The following is a 19,002-nucleotide window of genomic DNA, read 5'->3' on the forward strand; positions in this document are numbered from 1 at the left end:
TCTATTCGTTATCTACTGTTAATTCCGCTCTTTTCTTATATGGTCTTATGATAGAAGTGAACCATAAAATAGCAGCCTCCCCATCTTTTATAGTAGCATCTGTTATGTCTCTACTATGTCTTATTGAATTTCTCAATTCCGCAATTTGATTGAATCGAACTTCTAAAGTCCCCTTACTTCCAAAAATCTCTTCAAAAGAGGCGTAAGCAGGTTTGGATACAATAATATCTTTATATTCCTGCATATCAAAAAAGTCCATACGCCTTCTTAAGTCGTAAAACTGATTTTTATCCTCCCCTGGGTTTTTACCTAACCAATTTTTAATTCTTGCGTTGACTTTCTCTTTAATATGATTTGGAATCATTTCTTGATAAGCATCTAACTCTGCTGCCGACTCAAGTCGTTCGGCTATAATGCTACGTAAGGAAATCTCAATATTTTCAATTTCCTGATCAAAATGCTGTAGGTCCTGGTTTTTAACATCCTTAGAATAATCTTCGTAATATGATTTCAAAAAATTGTTTATTCCATCCGTTAATTTTTTTCTCCTTTCGTCCAGAAATGTGTCATAGTTATCTAAGGTATAAAGCGAAGCATCTGTTGGTACAAACTGTTTTCTCAACTGTTCTGGATCTATTTTTGGTAAATATTCGGCAGGATCACCATCCAAGATTTCCATGTTTGATTTTTGAGTAATAAATGCAATATTGGATATTTCATTTACCATTGCTTTATGTATGGAACTTGACGAATTATACTTTTTGTATAAAAATGCCTTTGGGAAAATATGATGTCTCTCCAACTTATTATTATACCCAACACTCTTAGAATATAGACTCAATACAGGATTAGTCCAATCTTTAGCATTTTGAGCTCTCACTGAACTATAAAAAAGATTGTATATCCTACTTCTCACTCCTTGCATTGAAATATCTTCTGGACGCAGATATAAATTTGTACCTCTAAACAAATGCATTTCTTCTATAAGTGCATCAATTGAGTTATGTTCTTTTATTGCATTCATATCTTTTTCTAAAAAAGATTCTGATGAACCACTAAATCTCCCCCATAGTAAGGCAGTGAACATCCAATAAACAGCTTTGTTTGCTTCTTCTTCAGATTTAAACTGACCGCCATTTTTCTTCAAATAATATCCTAAAACATAAAATACATATAAAGAGCTAAAACTATCTGATGAATCTATAAATGCTTTATCCCTTAAAATATTAATTAAATAGGATAAAATTTTCTTGATTTCTTTCCATTCGGCTTCAAATGTTTCAGGTGTTATCGCTCCTATTTCATCAGAATATTTTCCACGCTCTGTAGTAAATATATTAAGTAAACGAGTGTAATTTCTGAAAGTAAAATCATAATTATACTTGATAAACTCTACAGAGGCTTCTCTAAATCTGTCTTTAGATTCTGGCCAATTTGATGTGATAATGGCCAATGCCAAATCGGATTCATTAAGTGTAGTACCAGTTTTATTAACTAAATTAAAAATTTCTACAACTTTGTCTAATTCAGACATAGTGATTTCTTTAATATAATAGCCATAATCTTGTATGGACCCCAATTTATTTAAGGTAACAATTTTACTTAAATAGTAATTTTTCACATCATCTTCTAATGTTTGAATTTGAGAAATAAAAGTACTTACACCACCCTTACTTAAAAAGTCCGATACATTAATCCACTCAGGATTATTACTCATCTTTTTCTGCATAAAATATTCAAATTCCTCTGTTTCCAAATTAAAATATAAATCCGTTCGTAACGAAACGCCTTCATACCAATCTGGAGTTTGTCCTCTAAATATTGTATAAATTGTCGTTAAGCGTTGTTGCCCATCTAAGATCAACTGATGAAACACAGAGTTTGTATCAGTCATTTTTCCTCTAATTTTTGAAGGGTCTTTGGTTTTCCATATTAAGAATGAACCTGAAGGATATCCCAAGTATAGTGATTTGAAAAATTCCTTCACTTGCTTGCTATTCCACACATAACCTCTTTGAAATTCTGGTATTTTGTATTCTCCGTTATCTATTGAATGTAAAACTTCTGATATCTTCTTTTCCATTAAATAAACTCTTTTAAAATAGTTTTAAACTTCTCTTCTGCTTTTTGACTTTCCGCCCAAGCTGTTTTCAAATCTTTAAGTGCATCTTCTACACTTGGTAAATTGTCCTCTATTATTTTTTCAACATATAGCGGAATGTTAAGGTTAAAGTCATTTTCTTCAATGTCACTCATGGAAGCTACTTTTACATAGTTTTCAACATTATCATAGTGAATATACCAATCAAATAATTGATGTACGTGCTCTATTTCAAGATAGTTCTGCGCACGCCCTACTCTAACCTGGTCAGAACCATCAATAAACAGGACTTTATCCTTTTTACTTTCTTCTTTGTTCTGTTTAAAAACAAGTACACAAGCGGCTAATTGAGTTCCGTAGAAAATATTAGGACCTAAACCAATTACGGCTTCCAACAAATCATCCTCCAATAATTTCTGTCTTATTTTGCCTTCGGCTCCTTTTCTGAATAGGGCACCATGAGGAAGAACAACGGTCATTCGGCCGGTACTGTTCATAGATTTAATCATATGTTGCACCCATGCCATGTCGCCATTTCCTTTTGGTGGCACCCCTGCAATATTACGTCCAAAAGGATCATTGGTCCAGTTTTCTGCTCCCCATTCCTTTAGAGAAAACGGTGGATTGGCGATTACGCAATCAAAGGTCTTTAAACCATCGGCTGCAAAAAAAGCAGGTTGTCTTAAAGTATCACCTCTTGCTATTTGAAAATCTTCAATGCCATGTAGAAACATGTTCATTCTGGCAATAGAACTGGAGGTTAAGTTTTTTTCCTGTCCGAATAATTTAAGAGTTCTATAATCTTCGTTGTTTTCTTTAAGATGATCTACGCATTCTAAAAGCATTCCTCCTGTTCCACATGCAGGGTCGTAAATGGTTTCGCCCTCATGCGGATCTAATATTAATCCTAACAAATGAACCACAGAACGCGGCGTATAAAATTCGCCAGCTTTCTTGTTGGTTAAATCAGCAAAGTGTTTTATAAGATATTCATAGGCATTGCCTAAAATATCTGGTTCAACTAAAGAATTGGATAAGGTGTATTGAGAAAAGTGTTCTATTAAATCAGTCAATAAACGATCTGACAACTTGTTTTTGTTGCTCCATTGAGCATCGCCAAAAATACCGTAGAGAGATTCTTGATTGGCCTGTTCAATTCCGCGAAGTGCTTTTTCAATGGCCAGTCCAACATTGACAGTTGTTTCTCTTACATCTTTCCAAAGACAACCGTCTGGAATTTCAAATCTGTGAAATTCTGGTAAAGAAGCATATTCTACATCACCATCAGATTCTTCTAATGCGAGTTGGTATTCTTCATCGTAAACATCGGATAGCCGCTTGAAGAATAGTAGCGGAAATATATAAACTTTAAAATCGGAAGCATCAACTGGACCTTTAAGAATCCAAGCTGCTTTTGATAAGTATTGTTCGAGTTGAGATAAGGTTAATTTAGTTTTTGTCATTGAAATTGATTGAAAGCCAATAAAAACATAGCATAACACTCACTCTTACAACAAGATGAGCGCTTTACGTTTTTTATAAGTTAGGAAAGGTCAAGATATGAAGATTTTTCAATATTTATCAAGCTTCTTGAATTCCAATCGTGAAATTTTTATGAATATACGTAGAACTACGTATAGGACTATGAGGGATTCTTCCGTAAGGCTTGACTATTATTTATCAAATAACACGACTATTCAATTGAAAAAATGATCAAATTGAAATGACAACCTCAAAACGGCATATCCGTATCAAACCAATCCGATTGCTCCGAACACCTATAAATATCTGTGATCTCGTATTGGGTGAATTCTACGTAGATGGCATACTTATGTCCAGAAGTATTCCCTGAAAAGACAAAAACAGGTTCACTGCACAAGCAGCCTGTACAAATATTTGTTGAAATATTGAGGTAGGTATCCCCTATTTTTTCAAACTTAGAGAAGATCTCTTTTTGTCGGTAGATGAAACTTGTTTTCTTCAGGTCTTCATAATAGGCGTCATCATCCAATAAATCATTTAAGGCATGATAGTCCAAATTTTGGAAAGCATCCAAAACTTTTAAGAGGTGCGATTTTGTTTCTTCTCCTGTTGCTATTTTCTCTACTAATTCCAGTGCTTTCATAGGATAAATATTTCTTTTAAAACTACTGAAATTATTTATAAAAAGCCGCTCATTTTGAACCTCAAAATTTCATTGAAAAAACCTTGTTTATTCCGCACCTATTTACCTACATTTATTAAGATATTTTTATGAACAAAAGTGAACACGAAACTGAACACGATTTGGAACACGACCACAAACAGCGAATGCTTGAATCCCTTATAAAAACTGGGCTAACAGATTTCTAAGCTGCCTATATAAACCGGAGGTCTCGGCTGCAATTCCAAACTTTACCCATTGATAATCAGTTAATTAGATTAGCACACAAACACCTCTATTTGTTGGTCTAACATACCAAAAAACATGTTCTCAAAGTGCGCTGTTTTTTTAAACTCAAGAATAAATTGTTAGTGGGAACCATCAACAATGGCAGGACTAGTGGCCTAAATCCATACCGCTTTTTGCTAAAGGCAGATTCAACAATAATCATAGCCCCATTTTGGGCAACCATGGAAGAAACACCATAGAAACTATCACCTCTTTTCTAATGTGAAGGGAATACACTTATATTTGAGGCGAAAATTTAAGGGTCATAAGAAAGATGAAAAAAGGAGAGATTTCAAACTTACTACGTCAACTCGGATTACTATATTCAGCGGACCGGATGCGATATCATTTTGAAAAGTATAAAAATCGGAAGATTAACAAGACTTTTAAATTAAAAAATCCTGAGGTTAAGTTGCCACCAGATTATCTGATTTATGAATCTTTCCAGTTAAATTACCAGAAATATTACACCGAGAGTATCAATACCGCGAAGTGGCTGACCAACCATTTTGAGAAACATATTGAATTAAAAGATAAAAAGATACTGGATTGGGGCTGTGGTCCCGGTCGATTAATTCGCCACTTACCAAATATAATAGGGAATGGATGTGAGTATTATGGCACCGATTATAATGAAAAGTCGATTGATTGGTGTTCAAAAAACTTGCCCGATATTCACTTCAACAACAATACTCTGAAGGCCCAATTACCATATGATGACAATTTTATAGATATTATTTATGGCATTTCAATTTTCACTCACCTTTCTGAGCAACTCCATTACGACTGGTACAATGAGCTCTACCGAATTTTAAAACCCAATGGCATCATGTTCCTAACGACTCACGGCGATAATTTCAAGGTCAAACTAACGGAGTCCGAATTGAACACATACAATAAAGACGAACTGGTTGTTAGGGGAAAGGTAAAAGAGGGCCATAGGACTTACTCTACGTTTCAACCAAAAGCATTTATGGAAAAACTATTCAGCAATGTTGAGATTTTAAAACATATTGAAACGAAACCCGAAAATGGAGCATGGGTGCCACAAGATATTTGGATTATCATGAAACACTAAATACACCCTTGCCAAACATCTATTTAAATCGTGTGGAAGGCTAGTTTATATTACGCAGTTGCATGGCCTGAATGAATATTCCGAAAAGAGGATGTGATCACCCTTAAAACTCACCCAACAACTTAGCGCCTATCTTCACTTCGTTAAAGCTGCTCTGATTTCCAGTGTTATCTACTGCAATGACACCGATCCTGGTGAGCAGGTCTCGATCCATTTCTTCTGAATAGAGTGGCAATTCGAAAGTATTTTTGGTTCTGTCCAAGATGACGTACTCCCAATCATCGGCATATTTATAGAACACCACCCAATTGAAAACAGCTTCTGCATTAGGGTGACTCCAAGAAACAGTGACTTTACTGCCTTCAACTTTTGTGTCAACCACAGGAGCTTCTGGCAGCTTTGCATTGAGCCACGGACTTGCGGGTACCAACGCCTGTTTTCTATACGGACCGTTCACCAGCGCCTTTGAAAGGTTCGGGTATTTCAACAACGGACTAATGCTCCAATGTGCGGTGCCCTTACTTTCTGCCACCATGCCACGGGTCAACATAATCTGGTTGATGGTTTCATCCACATTGTCGGCATCCCCACCATAATCGATCCTGATGCCTGGCCATAAGTGGCGATTCTGGGTATTTTCAGTTTGCCACCATCCCAATAGTATAGGGAAACTTTGCCCCACTTGATTGATTTTCCAATACAGCTGAGGGGTGAAATAATCAATCCACCCTTCGTTCAACCATAGTTTGGCATCAGCAAACAATTCGTCATATTGATCCATGCCTACAATGGATTTAGGATACCCTGGCCTCCAGATCCCAAACGGACTGATGCCAAACTTCACCTCTGGCTTTTCAGCTTTAATTTCTTGATAGATGCGCTTTACAAATCCATTGACTGCTGCTCTTCGCCAATCGGGTTTGGTGAGCTTCCCTCCTGCTTTTATATAGTTCTGATAACTTTCAGTGTCGGGAAAGTCCAGCCCTCCGTTATAGGATGCGTAAGGATAAAAATAATCGTCAAAATGAATGCCATCCACGTCGTATCTTTTCACGATATCCATAACTACGGCCGAAGAATGATCTTGTGTGGCCTGTTTGGACGGATCCATCCACCACATGCCATTCTTTAAACTCACCATAAGTTCCGGATTTGTTTTTACCAAAGATTTTGGCATTATTTCACCACCCGTGCTGTGGTGGGAGCGATAAGGATTTAGCCAGACGTGCAATTCCATTCCTCGCTCATGGGCTGCTTCTATCCAAAACTGAAGCGGATCATAATAAGGCGATGGGGCTTTACCCACCTCACCCGACAGAAAGTAAGACCAAGGTTCCAAATGGCTTTTATACAAGGCATCCGCCTGTGGCCTGGCCTGAAAAATGACCGCATTATAATTATGGGCTTTTAAAAAGTCCAATAGTTTTAGGGCTTCGTCCTGCTGTTGTTTTGTGGACAGACCACGCTTGCTTGGCCAATTGATATTCGCCACGGTAGCAATCCACGCTGCGCGAAACTCACGCATGACAAAGGGGCTCTGATTGAATGACGAAACCACTTCGGTCTTTTCTTCGGATTTAATTACTTCCTTGACTTTTTCTTTAACTTCTACCTTATTTTCTTTTTTGACGTCTTCCTTGACCTCTGTTTTAGTTTCAGGACGTGACGGTTTAGGTGTTGCAACCACTCGTGGCGCTTCCTTTTTTGGAGGTGCAGGTCGTGACACTACCTTGGGAGATTTACAGGAATGTAACGCTACAGCAAGGAGTATGAGCAGCAAAATAGGTTTAAGTTGAAACGACATAGAGTTAAGGCAAATAATTGGGCAAATTTTAAACTTTTAATCCAGCATTCAAAATCTATTTGCAAAAGAAAAAAACTGAGGTGGTGAGTATAAAATCAAAGCCAATGATGTTGGTTGGTAACACCAAATAGCATTGTTCCATCACGATTAATCTACAGCGGCTTCTTGAGATTAATATGGGTGGCGCCTATAGTTGGTGACCATTGACACATGTGATTGCCGCGCTTGTGCCTCGTTCGCAATGACGTATTGGATACATGGTGACGTGCTTACTGTACGATACAGATTGAGTGATTAATATTACTTAAACCATTAATTTCATGCCAACCAAGACCAGAATAGGCCTATGATAGGTCTTGATTTCTTTAAAATTCCATTAAATTTGCGAACATCGCCTTTGAATACGGACCATATGTTAGATCCAATTGTTTGTCATAATTTAAAACCAACCAAATAAATGATAGGAATTTTAATTGCAATTGTCCTTTCATGGTTGCTTTTACATTTAATCGAAAAAAAGAATATTTTAGTTTTAGGATTTCTTCCAATTGCCAAAAGATTAAAACAATTCTCAATCGGATTCTTAGTAACTGGATCCCTCTGTGTTCTTGTCCAATATGTAGAGGCGTACCTGAAATCATCGGCTTGGATTTTGAATGACCATATTTCCAACGAAATTGTTTTAAAATCATTTTGGTGGGATTTTAAATCTGTATTAACAGAAGAACTCATTTTTCGTGGCGCATTGTTATACATTCTCATCCAGAAAATAGGTTCACATAAAAGTATCTTGATTTCCGCAATTGCATTCGGAATTTATCATTGGTTCTCTTACGGTGTTTTAGGAAATGTAATGGCAATGATTTTAGTTTTCATCGGAACAGGATTAATGGGCTACGCTTGGGCTTGGGCTTTTTCAAAAACCAAGTCTATAATGCTCGCTTTCGGACTTCATTTGGGTTGGAATTTTACTTATAACACCCTATTTTCAAAAGGGCCTTTGGGCGAATTAGTGTTCATTTCTCAAGGCGGAAATGAATTAACAGATTGGATGTCTTTTGTTAATTTTATAACTGGATGGGTTTTAGTTCCGGTTTTTATTTTAATTTACGTGAGCTATTTTGTAAAAGAAGAAACCGTATTAAAACCAAAATCCGCATAAAAACTGTGACTGACCCCTATCCTCAACTATGGCTTATTGAGAGCCTACTTGGAGCATCCTCTGGGGTTTTGAAAGCCATTTTTTTTGAAGTTTGTGCCGATGCACACTACAAGGATACCTAAACGCTATGCATCTCGTTACCGCCCCTCATGACTTGAAAACATAAACTCAGACATATGAAAAACCTGAATTTAAATTATTCCGCTATTAAAACAATTGGCCTGTCAATCCTAATTTCTGTTTTCTTTACCTCCTGTGACGGACAGGTTAAAAAAAATACAGCACTATTAAAAATCGCTCCAGAACAGCTAAAAGTACATGAAGACAACATTGTCTTAAGAGCTGAAACTCTTCCCGAATTCCTATCAAACCCAAACGAACAAGACTATCAGGGAAACCAAATCAGTGGTGTCGTGCGCACGGTTTTTCAAGACAAAAATGGAAATCTATGGTTTGGTACGCAAAATGGTCTCTGCCGATATAATTCACAGGGCCTTGATTACTTTGATATTACCGATAAAGATGGAAAGAGCATCACTGTGTATGTCATCGTTGAAGATAAATCAGGCGCTATATGGATTGGGTATGGTGGGGGAATTGCAAAATATGACGGTGCTTATTTTACCAATTATTATGAAAAAGACATCCTTATAAAAAGTGGCTTGTGGAGTATGGTGGCAGATAAGAACGGTTTGCTTTGGATTGGGACTACTCAAGGGGTTTACACTTTTAATGGGGAAGTTTTCACGCACTTTGAAATTCCTGAAGGAAAGGCAGATCCAACCCGAGGTGTAAGCACCTCCAGAATGGTACATTCCATCATGGAAGACAGCACAGGACGGATGTGGTTTGGTACAAATGGCGGCGCCTATATCTATGATGGCACTGTATTGACCAACATCTCCGAGAAAGACGGACTTCGTTCCAATTTTGTCAATTCCATTATTGAAGACCGCGACGGAAATTTCTATATTTCAACGGCTCATAGCGGTCTTTTCTTTTATAATGGTGATACCCTTACCAATATTACTGATGCAATACTTGGTGCTGATACGGGAATCGAAACGCTACTGGAAGATCAAAAGGGAACTATTTGGTTTGGTTCAAAAGGGCGTGGTTTATACAGCTATGATGGAAAAGACTTCACTACCTATCAAATTGAAGAAAGCACTACTGGCCCAGCCACTTTTCAAATTTACGAGGATCAACAAGAACGTCTTTGGTTTGTTGGATTTGGGGGTGCTTATCGCTATGAAAATGGAAATTTTGTCAACATTACAAGGAATGGACCATGGTAAGCATCAAACTAACGCCTGCTATTGACTAAAGTTGATACGGGTGTCAATTCAGATGTTGTTTTATTCCATCCTAATTTTATTTGTTGCCCCGTGCAATCTCCTTGCACTTATTCCGCAACATTCTGATATTATTGATAACGCCCGGATTTCCTGCAAGATTTAATAATGGCAAATGTTCCTTAATCAGCTTCGCCTCCATTTCCTGAAGATCGGTGTCAGTGGCGATCCAGTTAAAAATCAGATGCTCTTCAATCCATTGTATAATCTCCTGTTCATGCTCAGGAGCGAACTTGTAATTATTTTGATTGCTCTTCCCTATCAATGAGCCTTTCTCGGGCACATAGCCAAGAATCGCTCCGATGGTCCTGAAAAAAGTACCGTGTCCTTTGGCCCTTAATTCTTGCTCATAAAACTGTGTTCGCAAGTTTTTGGAAGCATGGCCAATATACATGATGGTGTGATTGCGTTCTGCCAAAACATTTAAAAATACGATATCCAATGCTTTGATGTCCTTTATCCGAACAGCATAAAGTCCTGGTCCTTCTGGAACGTTCTGCTCACACTCCGTAATGGATTTAAAGTTTTTTTCGTTGATCAAAACCTTCATCATCAACTTAGGATCCAAGTTTATTTTTTTTACCGACACCTGCTTTTGCTTGGGTGTTGATTTTTTGGCAACGATGCCTTCTGAACTTCTTAAGGCAATCAGATTATTGGCATTACTAAATAGATGCGAATGGCTTTTAACGCGCGCTGCGACCTGACTACTTTTGATGTCAGAGCCATCCTTTTTACTGTACCAGCTATTCGCATTTAAAACTTCAGCAATTTCTGGAGCCGTTAAGGATTTTTTAGCTTTTAATAGCGCTTGTTGTATCGCTTCGTGTAATGTCATAATTTAAAACACTTGATTAATTAAACTTTTTTGTAGGGATTTGGAACTTGAGATATCAGCTTTAACCTGTTTTTCTGTTGACAGACCAATCGTACTTGGCGAGTTGCTATGTATTACGGCCGCAACCCAAGCTTTCTGGCTTTCGCGCATGACAGAAGAGCTCTCTTTTGATAGAGGTACAACAGTGCTAGATGCTTCTGCTTTGTTCTCTTTTTTGATTACAGGAATTGACCATTTCGATGTGACATCCAACCCTGCTCCTTCCATTTTTGAAGATGTAGGACTTGATACAACCTTGGGAGATGTATAAGAATTTTGTGCTGCACTAAAGAGCATGACTATTAAAACAGATTTAATTTTGTACACCATCGAGATAGCCTACAAAATTAAGCAAAATTTTAAACTTTAGTTCGAAGGTGAAAAAGTATTTGAGGTTTGTAGGGGTTTTGTTCAAGATATTATCGCATAATTCTGAAATTTCAGAACTTACGAAGGGCTATTTACCGATTTCCCCAGACTGATATGACTGTTATATAAAACATCGTTTCATATACTTATGGATAGCTTTGTATTTGTCAATACGATGAAACATTATATATTGGTTGATGATTTAAAAAAACGACATCGCAAATAAATTCCATCAAATTAAACGACATTTTAGAATTTGATACCCTGAACAAGGTCAAAATCAGATTTAATTTAATGTTTGGAGGCTATTGAAAAGTTGAAAGAATAACGAGACGAAAAACATCCTTGGAGGGCATGTAAATATGGGTTGAAATGTGCAAATAGCTACCTTCTACCTTTTCAAACTGAGAGAAGATTTGGTTTTGACTTTAGAGGAAATTGGTCTGTTTTAGGTCTTCATAATAGGCTTCATCATCCTCAGTTTTTATGAAACCGGAAATCGAAAATCCTTTACATTAAGTTAAAACAACTTGCACATCATATAAGATTCCCTAACTTTGCCCGCGAAATGAAAATTTTGAACTACATATTACGCCTTCCTTTTTTCAGCACTTATTATTATACTAATACTTGCTCGGATAGGTTATACATATACTTGAAATTGATTTAAAAACAACAACATATAGTAACATACCTAAAGCCCGAGCAAAATGCTCGGGCTTTTTTTTATTCAAAAATGACATGAAAACAATTGGCAGATTGAAAGACAATGTAGAAATTATTCTACCAGAAGATGGGTTGGACCAGAAGTTGGAACAGGCCGAAAAGGAAGGTAAGAAACTCATCATCAAACTTGGGTTTGACCCCACCGCCCCGGATTTGCATTTGGGTCATGCAGTGGTGCTGAAAAAACTAAAGGAGTTTCAGGACTTAGGGCATCAAATCGTAATTTTGGTAGGCGATTTTACCGCCAGAATTGGTGATCCGACTGGGAAAAACAAAAGCCGCCAACCGTTAAGCAACGACGAGGTGATTAAAAATGCGGAAACCTATATCGCTCAACTGTCCAAGATCATTGATGTTGAAAAGAGTGAGATCGTTTTCAACTCCGATTGGTTGGATCAACTGTCCTTTTCTGAAATCATTCAGATTTTATCCAAAGTGACCGTGGCCCAATTGATGCACCGCAAGGATTTCAACCAACGGTTTACCGAAAACACGCCTATCGCCATGCACGAATTGGTGTACCCTATTTTGCAAGGCTATGATTCCGTAAAAATCAATTGCGATATTGAAATGGGTGGTACCGACCAACTCTTTAATTGTACAATGGGACGGCAATTGCAACAAACCTACGGCATGGCGCCTCAAACCGTCATGTGCATGCCTTTGTTAAGAGGTTTGGACGGCAAGGAAAAAATGAGCAAATCGCTGCACAATACCATCGGGTTAATCGACCCACCAAATGAGATGTTTGGTAAAACCATGTCCATGCCCGATACGCTGATTACAGAGTTTTTGGAGCTGACCACCGACTTTTCTGTTGAAGAGAAGCAGGCCTTAAAAGAGCGCTTGGTATCTGGAGAAAATCCGATGAACCTCAAAAAGATCATCGCCAAAAACATCATTAGCCAATACCATAGTGAACAAGAAGCCCAGGAAGCTGAAGATTTTTTCACCAATCAATTTCAAAATAAAATATTTGAAGAGAAAGCGTTTGAACCGGTATCCATGTCGTCCATGACTTCTGAAAACGGCAGCCTGAGTCTCATTGATTTATGCAGCCAACTAAAAGATGATTTGAGCAAGTCCGCGCTAAGACGACTGATTGAAAGTGGCGCCATTCAAATCGATACTGAAAAGATAACCGATCCGTTCCAGAGTATTCCGCTGAAAAAGAATCTACGGATCAAGGTGGGGAAACGGGGGTTTTATGAGTTGAGGTGAGAGGGATTAGGTATGAGGGATTAGGGATTAGGAAATAAGCACGAAGTTGGAAGCACGGAGATGGATGAGATGAGTGGGTAGTGGTGAGAGGTGAGAGGTGAGAGGGATTAGGGATTAGGGATTAGGGATTAGGGATTAGGGATTAGGGAATAAGTAATTATTAAAGATGGTTATTTGTTGATTATTGATTGCTGACCCGCCCTAACGTGCCTTTTCCTGCCCGAATGATTTCGTTCAGGCGGCCGATACGGGCGAGTTGTTGATTGTTGATTAATGAACGAATACCGGTCGACTCTAATCAGGGATGTTCAAAAATTAACGACTGACGACCACCTGTCAGATCGTGCCATTTCCTGGCCGAATGGATTTGTCCGGACGGGCGGCACGCATGGGTTAACGACTTGTCCGAACCTACCCTTACCTCCCCAATGGAATCCGCCTAATATTCAGTACGGAGCGGGTTGAAGAATGTTGATTTTTGAATCCTTGACAGGGATTGATGTTTGGAATTTATCCAGAAGAAGGTTGAATATCAAATAGTGAAATTTGATCAGGATGGAAACTTTGTAGGTTGAATTTGGAATTTGGAATCAGAAAGTGATTATCTATTAAAGATTGTTGATTATTGATTGCTGACCCGTCCGAACGTGGAGTTTCCTGCCCGAATGGTTTTACCAGACGGGTGGCACGGATGGCTTAACGACTTGCCCGAACCTACCCTTATCTTCCCTAATGAATCCGCATATTAGTCAGTACGGGACGGGTTGAAGAATATGGAATTTTGAATTCTTGACAGGGATTGATGTTTGGAATTTATCCATAAGAAGGTTGAATATCAAATAGTGAAATTTGATCAGGATGGAAACTTTGTAGGTTGAACTCAGAATTTAGAATTTGGAATTTAACCATTGTAGATCGTTGATTATTGTAATGTTCAGTGCTCCCGTCTTCCGTCTTCCGTCCTCGGTCCTCGGTCTCCCCTCTTCCATCTTCCATCTTCCATCTTTAGACAAATGCATTAATAATTTTTAGATTAATCTAAAAATATATTTGTTCATTCTTACATAATGTTTAGCTTTGCCTAAAACTACAACAAAATGAGAATGAAAAGTTACCTATTGGGAAGTCTGTTGCTACTTCCATTATTTTTTTCTTGTGAGGTTCTGGCGCCACAAGAACCTGAAGAATATGAATTGCTCGATGGCCCAGTAGAAGATCTGACCATGGCAGAGGCCAAGCGTTTTATCAAGGGCGATGTCGCCTTTAACGATCAGATTTTTACCGTAGAAACAGGATTGGGTCCTATTTTTACAGGAACGAGCTGTGTGAGCTGTCATGCTGGGGACGGAAAAGGACATCCTTTTGTAAAATTCACACGGTTTGGACAATCATTTCCTGGCGTTAATGAGTATTTGAAACAAGGTGGTCCCCAATTGCAAAACCGAGCCATTCCAGGCTATGAACCAGAAACTCTGCCACCAGGTGCAGCGCATACCGACTTGATTGCGCCAATTGTTACGGGCTTGGGGTTCTTGGACGCTGTGAGGGACCAGGATCTTATCGATATGTCAGATCCTGATGATTTGGACGGTGATGGCATTAGCGGACGGGTGCATTGGAACACCAGACCGGATTATGTGAGTGACCGCCCGGAAACTATTAGTAAGGACGGAAAATATATCACCCGTTTTGGGAAAAAAGGCAAAATGTATGATCTTCTGCATCAAACTGCCGACGCATATAATCAGGACATTGGCATTACCTCCTACTTCGAACCTTACGACACCTATAGTGGCGACAAAATGCCTTCGGAAATAGACCGGCAGACGATCAGCGACGTGGTGTTCTACCTAAAAACCTTAAAAGCACCTATCCCAAGAGACCAAGATGACCCCGATGTCATGGCTGGGAAAGCTTTGTTCGGTGATATCCAATGTGCCGCTTGTCACAAGCCGACCTTAAGCACCGGATATTCACCAATTGAGGCTATTTCCTATAAAGAATTTCATCCCTACACCGATTTGTTGTTACATGATATGGGACCAGAACTCGATGATGGCTATACCGAAGGTTACGCGCATTCCTATGAATGGAAAACACCACCACTATGGGGCATCGGCTTGGCTAAAGATTCGCAAGGAGGTCAGTATTTCTTACTTCACGACGGAAGGGCCAATAGCATTGAAGAGGCCATTTTATATCACGGCGGCGAAGCTGAAAACTCTAAGAACTTGTATCGCGGCCTGAGCCAAATTGAAAAAGATCAAGTCTTAAAATTTATTGAATCCTTATAAAACCACACTTATGGATCGGAAAAAATTCTTAAAAACCTGCGGGATGGGCTTGATAGGTCTTCCCTTTGCCTCCGCCCTCTTAACTTCTTGTGAAAGTATCTATTATGCCACCAGCAGCATTAAAAACAATAGTCTTATTGTGCCGCTTTCGGAGTTTGAGATCGTCAAAAAAAATACGACGACCTATAGGACTTTTGTTTTGGTCAAGACTTCCCGAGAGGACTTTCCCATTTGTCTTTATAAAACTGGAGACCATGAATATACAGCGTCACTGATGAAATGTACCCATCGCGGGTGTGAGCTCAATGTGGGCGGCGGCATCTACAGTTGCCCGTGCCATGGCAGCGAATTTGATACCAAAGGTGGAGTTTTGGAAGGACCAGCCGATCAAGATTTAAAAACATTCAAAACAAGCATTCAAAATGAAAATATCTACATTGAACTTTCTTAAGACCAATCTAATAATCATCGCATTGTTCTGCTTTGGTTTGGTAAATGCCCAGGAAGAAGACCCCGAAAAGAGTAAAGAAAAGAACGAACAAGAATTAAATATGGACGCGGTTTTTAGCAGACCCACATTGAGCTTTGATAAAGTTCCCGTAACCGTTGGCGGGTATTTGGAAGCCAATACCATGCACAGAACCGAGGAAGGCATTACCGATGGCCTGTCTTTTCAAGCACGGCGATTGACCATATTTATGGCCGCTTCCATTTCGGAGCGGATTAAGTTCTTGACCGAAATAGAATTCGAGGATGGTGGGAAAGAGGTCGCCATTGAGTTTGCAGCGTTGGATGTGGCCTTCCATCCGTTGTTCAACTTTAGAGGGGGGATTGTGATGAATCCCATCGGAGCCTTTAATGAAAACCATGACGGCCCTAAATGGGAATTCGTGGAACGCCCTGATGTTGCCGTCAATATGTTGGCCGCTACCCTATCCAACGCTGGATTTGGAATGTACGGAAAAACCTATTCGGGCAATTGGATCTTTGGTTATGAGGCCTACTTGACCAATGGCTTTAGCAGCAGGATCATTTCCAATGAAGAGGATAAAACCTATTTGCCCGCACATAAAGATGGCGATAATCTATTTGAGGATAACTTTAGCGGAAAAGCGATGTTTTCTGGAAAACTCGCTATAAAAAACAGAAAAATCGGCGAAATTGGTATTTCTTATATGGGAGGCACTTACAATAAGTTTGAAGATGACGGCGAAGAGGTAGAAGATCAGGCAAAAGTGGATGTTTTCGCCATAGACTGGAACACGACCATCAAGGCTACCGGGACGTATATCGTGGGAGAAGCTGCATGGATCTGGGCGGAGACCCCAGACACCTACACCCAGCAATACGGAAATAAACAGCGTGGCGTGTTTATGGATATTGTCCAACCGGTTTACAAGAATAAAATTTTCGAATGGGAAGATGCCACTTTTAACGTTGCCGCTCGATTTGATTATGTCGACTGGAATGTCGGTCGATTCAAGGAAACGAATACAAAAATTGGCGATCAGATTCTTGCGGTCACCCCAGGCATTAGCTTTAGGCCTACCCCAAAGACGGTGTTCCGGATCAACTACCGTTACGAATGGAAAACAGACATCCTTAACAATCCTGCCGAACGAGCGGCTACTTGGTATATGGGGTTTAGTAGTTATTTTTAGAGGGAAGTGGGTAGTGGGTAGAGGGTAGATGACGAGAGATTGATGATCGATGACAGGTGACGGATGACGGGGGACGGATGAAGTCTACCAGATTGAAGATTGTTGATTTGTGATCGACAGATTTTTGAATAAGGGGCAACAATAATCAGGGAAGTTCAAGTCCAAATGCCCATTTAGACAATTGCTATTTTATTGTACATAAATGTTATATGATTAAAAAAAATGCTCCTGTTGAGGAGCATTTTTTTTTCGATTATTATTGCAGGTTTTTCGTTACGTATTTCTATTCTGAGGTTAGAAATGGTCTTACATAGACTCAATTCTTTACCGGTTCCACATCATTTTTAGCCATATAAAGATCGGAATTTGCTAAATATAACAATCCCTCATCTTTCTGATTGATAATTCGTTTGGTACGTAAATACCTATCGTAATTGTATTTATCAAAATCATCAGCGCTAGTATCCATATTGCTGATATGGACATCGCCCATGGCGTGAATGAACTTATTATCGCCAATCCACATACCCACATGAACGACTCTTTCCTTTGAGGTATCAGTCGCTTTCTTTCCAAAGAACAAAAGGTCTCCAGGAACTAAGTTTTCAAAGTTTTTGGTAGAGTCCACCAATTCGCCAGTATGGATCTGTTGCGAGGCATCTCTTGGAATGATCAAGCCGTTCAAAAAGAAAACCGTTTTTGTAAATCCGCTACAATCCATTCCCTTAGGCGAGGTACCACCCCACAAATATGGCGAGCCCATCATCTTTTTGGCAGAAGCCACCAAGTCTTCCTGCGACTGGTCTACGGACGACACCCACTCTAAATAAGGTTTAGCCTTGTCTTTTTCAATAAAAGCTTTTTTACCATCAGGATAATTAATCTCATAAAATCCATTTTGGTCGCCAACCACTTCTATAATATTGCCTGCCACCAAGTCTGAAACCACTTGACTTTTTGTGTCCGGATTGACGTAAGATGCGCCGTATGAGTTGAGATATATCAGTTTATCAGCAGCCTTCCAATCAGCGAATTCTTCATCGGTCAAACTCACGATGCCGCCATTATCTACCCAAGAAATATAACCTTCAGGCGTTTGGATTAAGCTCCAACCCGGCGTGTGCTTAAGAATTGTCAAAGGCGTCCCCAACATGGCTTGGGTTACCAATTCAGCCGAATGACTCCCCTTACCTCTTAAATTGGCCACAGAAATCTTTACAAGGCCTCGAGACTTTCCACCCTCTTTAACTGGAAGGACCTGAATGCTATCGGTGTATGAAATAGACTCCTCATCCAATTTCTGCTTTAGCGCGTCTACCGCATCTGGTAAGTTGGACTCGCCTTTTAATATATAGTCACCCTTTAACTTTTCAACATCAATATCAAATAAGGCCACTCGTTTATCTGGAGCAAACTCCTGTTTAATATCGGCAATGTAGGTTTCAGCTATATTACCTTCCTTTTTATTGCTATTCTCATTACAGGACGCCAGTATTAAAATTCCTAATAGGCTAAATAGATGGATTCTTTTTAACAGATTCATTCTACGACAATTTAATTTAGTTTGTGTTTATTAATATATTTTTGAGCTCTATTTTCTGCAACAGAATCTGTTCGGAAATACAGCTCTTTTATCTTTGGGCAATATAAACCTTTTTTGCAAATATACTCAGGAGAATCCCGTAGGTATGCCCCTTGATGATCGCTAAAGAACAGAATGGGTTCAATCATTAAAACTTAATGTACTTCGCTTTTAAGCTTGGAGTTTCACTAACTCACAAAGATAATCATTTTTAAAGCGATAATCGGCCAGTGTAAAAGCGATCATAAATTCGCCTTATTCCCATATATCAGGTATAAATATTGAGTATTGATCCAAGATATTTTAAGTATTAAGACTAATTTAAGCGTCACATCGAAAAG

General features: G+C 38.9%; 14 protein-coding genes. 7 read left to right on the forward strand and 7 right to left on the reverse strand.

Annotated elements, in window-relative coordinates:
* Position 1: 1 nt before the first annotated feature.
* The 3 genes from J4051_RS08450 to J4051_RS08460 all read right to left on the reverse strand — a co-directional run bounded on the left by J4051_RS08450 (position 2) and on the right by J4051_RS08460 (position 4,226).
* Entirely contained in the window at positions 2–2,083 is a 2,082-nt protein-coding gene (locus tag J4051_RS08450; protein ID WP_208233435.1) for a GmrSD restriction endonuclease domain-containing protein, read from the reverse strand.
* On the reverse strand, positions 2,083–3,564 hold the full coding sequence (locus J4051_RS08455; RefSeq protein ID WP_208233436.1) for a type I restriction-modification system subunit M: 1,482 nt from the start codon (positions 3,562–3,564) through the stop codon (positions 2,083–2,085). Before J4051_RS08455 ends, J4051_RS08450 begins: the two co-directional genes overlap by 1 nt.
* A gap of 269 nt (positions 3,565–3,833) precedes the next feature.
* Positions 3,834–4,226, reverse strand: a complete 393-nt coding sequence (locus J4051_RS08460; protein ID WP_208233437.1) for a hypothetical protein — start codon at positions 4,224–4,226, stop codon at positions 3,834–3,836.
* A 580-nt stretch (positions 4,227–4,806) separates the two neighbouring features.
* Between J4051_RS08460 and J4051_RS08465 the strand changes: the two genes are divergently transcribed.
* Positions 4,807–5,610 (forward strand): class I SAM-dependent methyltransferase, encoded by an 804-nt coding sequence (locus J4051_RS08465; protein WP_208233438.1) that lies wholly within the window; start codon positions 4,807–4,809, stop codon positions 5,608–5,610.
* A gap of 103 nt (positions 5,611–5,713) precedes the next feature.
* Here J4051_RS08465 and J4051_RS08470 read toward each other — a convergent pair whose 3' ends face one another.
* Complete coding sequence (locus J4051_RS08470) at positions 5,714–7,414, reverse strand: glycoside hydrolase family 10 protein (RefSeq protein ID WP_208233439.1); 1,701 nt, start codon at positions 7,412–7,414, stop codon at positions 5,714–5,716.
* A gap of 457 nt (positions 7,415–7,871) precedes the next feature.
* Between J4051_RS08470 and J4051_RS08475 the strand changes: the two genes are divergently transcribed.
* Both J4051_RS08475 and J4051_RS08480 read left to right on the forward strand, forming a co-directional pair.
* Positions 7,872–8,576, forward strand: a complete 705-nt coding sequence (locus J4051_RS08475) for a CPBP family intramembrane glutamic endopeptidase (RefSeq protein WP_208233440.1) — start codon at positions 7,872–7,874, stop codon at positions 8,574–8,576.
* Positions 8,577–8,752: 176 nt separating this feature from the next.
* Positions 8,753–9,874 (forward strand): ligand-binding sensor domain-containing protein, encoded by a 1,122-nt coding sequence (locus J4051_RS08480; protein ID WP_208233441.1) that lies wholly within the window; start codon positions 8,753–8,755, stop codon positions 9,872–9,874.
* A 76-nt stretch (positions 9,875–9,950) separates the two neighbouring features.
* Here the strand turns inward: J4051_RS08480 and J4051_RS08485 are convergent, their stop codons facing one another.
* On the reverse strand, positions 9,951–10,769 hold the full coding sequence (locus J4051_RS08485; protein WP_208233442.1) for a GIY-YIG nuclease family protein: 819 nt from the start codon (positions 10,767–10,769) through the stop codon (positions 9,951–9,953).
* 3 nt (positions 10,770–10,772) lie between these two features.
* Complete coding sequence (locus J4051_RS08490; RefSeq protein WP_208233443.1) at positions 10,773–11,105, reverse strand: hypothetical protein; 333 nt, start codon at positions 11,103–11,105, stop codon at positions 10,773–10,775.
* 813 nt (positions 11,106–11,918) lie between these two features.
* Here J4051_RS08490 and tyrS point away from each other — a divergent pair.
* The 4 genes from tyrS (at position 11,919) to J4051_RS08510 (ending at position 17,079) form a co-directional block, all read left to right on the forward strand.
* On the forward strand, positions 11,919–13,124 hold the full coding sequence (gene tyrS, locus J4051_RS08495) for a tyrosine--tRNA ligase (RefSeq protein WP_208233444.1): 1,206 nt from the start codon (positions 11,919–11,921) through the stop codon (positions 13,122–13,124).
* A 1,097-nt stretch (positions 13,125–14,221) separates the two neighbouring features.
* Positions 14,222–15,418 (forward strand): di-heme oxidoredictase family protein, encoded by a 1,197-nt coding sequence (locus J4051_RS08500; RefSeq protein WP_236027314.1) that lies wholly within the window; start codon positions 14,222–14,224, stop codon positions 15,416–15,418.
* A gap of 10 nt (positions 15,419–15,428) precedes the next feature.
* Positions 15,429–15,869 (forward strand): QcrA and Rieske domain-containing protein, encoded by a 441-nt coding sequence (locus tag J4051_RS08505; protein WP_208233445.1) that lies wholly within the window; start codon positions 15,429–15,431, stop codon positions 15,867–15,869.
* A complete protein-coding gene (locus tag J4051_RS08510) occupies positions 15,841–17,079 on the forward strand; it encodes a hypothetical protein (RefSeq protein WP_208233446.1) in 1,239 nt (412 codons plus the stop codon). The genes J4051_RS08505 and J4051_RS08510 overlap by 29 nt, the downstream gene beginning before the upstream one ends.
* Before the next feature lie 316 nt (positions 17,080–17,395).
* Here J4051_RS08510 and J4051_RS08515 read toward each other — a convergent pair whose 3' ends face one another.
* Entirely contained in the window at positions 17,396–18,622 is a 1,227-nt protein-coding gene (locus J4051_RS08515; protein WP_208233447.1) for a C40 family peptidase, read from the reverse strand.
* Between the last annotated feature and the right edge of the window lie 380 nt (positions 18,623–19,002).

Source organism: Gelidibacter pelagius (assembly GCF_017581925.1).
GTDB classification, from domain to species: domain Bacteria; phylum Bacteroidota; class Bacteroidia; order Flavobacteriales; family Flavobacteriaceae; genus Gelidibacter; species Gelidibacter pelagius.

Excerpts from the sequence above, each read along its gene's own strand:
- J4051_RS08470 (WP_208233439.1), bottom strand. The coding sequence starts at position 7,414 with ATGTCGTTTCAACTTAAACCTATTTTGCTGCTCATACTCCTTGCTGTA.
- tyrS (WP_208233444.1), top strand. The coding sequence starts at position 11,919 with ATGAAAACAATTGGCAGATTGAAAGACAATGTAGAAATTATTCTACCA.
- J4051_RS08455 (WP_208233436.1), bottom strand. The coding sequence starts at position 3,564 with ATGACAAAAACTAAATTAACCTTATCTCAACTCGAACAATACTTATCA.
- J4051_RS08510 (WP_208233446.1), top strand. The coding sequence starts at position 15,841 with ATGAAAATATCTACATTGAACTTTCTTAAGACCAATCTAATAATCATC.
- J4051_RS08485 (WP_208233442.1), bottom strand. The coding sequence starts at position 10,769 with ATGACATTACACGAAGCGATACAACAAGCGCTATTAAAAGCTAAAAAA.
- J4051_RS08505 (WP_208233445.1), top strand. The coding sequence starts at position 15,429 with ATGGATCGGAAAAAATTCTTAAAAACCTGCGGGATGGGCTTGATAGGT.
- J4051_RS08475 (WP_208233440.1), top strand. The coding sequence starts at position 7,872 with ATGATAGGAATTTTAATTGCAATTGTCCTTTCATGGTTGCTTTTACAT.
- J4051_RS08460 (WP_208233437.1), bottom strand. The coding sequence starts at position 4,226 with ATGAAAGCACTGGAATTAGTAGAGAAAATAGCAACAGGAGAAGAAACA.
- J4051_RS08515 (WP_208233447.1), bottom strand. The coding sequence starts at position 18,622 with ATGAATCTGTTAAAAAGAATCCATCTATTTAGCCTATTAGGAATTTTA.
- J4051_RS08465 (WP_208233438.1), top strand. The coding sequence starts at position 4,807 with ATGAAAAAAGGAGAGATTTCAAACTTACTACGTCAACTCGGATTACTA.
- J4051_RS08450 (WP_208233435.1), bottom strand. The coding sequence starts at position 2,083 with ATGGAAAAGAAGATATCAGAAGTTTTACATTCAATAGATAACGGAGAA.
- J4051_RS08490 (WP_208233443.1), bottom strand. The coding sequence starts at position 11,105 with ATGCTCTTTAGTGCAGCACAAAATTCTTATACATCTCCCAAGGTTGTA.
- J4051_RS08500 (WP_236027314.1), top strand. The coding sequence starts at position 14,222 with ATGAGAATGAAAAGTTACCTATTGGGAAGTCTGTTGCTACTTCCATTA.
- J4051_RS08480 (WP_208233441.1), top strand. The coding sequence starts at position 8,753 with ATGAAAAACCTGAATTTAAATTATTCCGCTATTAAAACAATTGGCCTG.